This is a genomic window from Photorhabdus viridis, assembly GCF_040256935.1.
Lineage (GTDB): Bacteria > Pseudomonadota > Gammaproteobacteria > Enterobacterales > Enterobacteriaceae > Photorhabdus > Photorhabdus viridis.
Genome location: NZ_JBEJZY010000621.1, coordinates 1 through 223 on the forward strand (window position 1 = coordinate 1; position 223 = coordinate 223).

A 223-nucleotide genomic window follows, 5' to 3' on the forward strand; every position below is an offset into this window, starting at 1 on the left:
ATTAATGGATGTGATTTTTTTAGCCTTCTCCGCTGTATTATGCGGCGCTTCTGGCTGGAAATCGATTCAGGAATTTGGTGAGTTACAGAGCGAGTGGCTTAAACAATACACGCATTTTACTCACGGTATTCCTCGTCGTCACTGTATTGCTAATATTATCAAAATGATAGAGCAAGATGCACTGGTTGAAGCCTTTTATGCCTGGATCAACCCGCGTCGGGTC

The 223-nt window shown here is 43.5% G+C and carries 1 protein-coding gene; it reads left to right on the plus strand.

Annotation, left to right across the window (positions count from 1 at the left end; all coding sequences use genetic code 11):
• On the plus strand, window positions 1-223 hold a 223-nt coding region (locus ABR397_RS24825), incomplete at both ends, for an ISAs1 family transposase (RefSeq protein ID WP_350307988.1).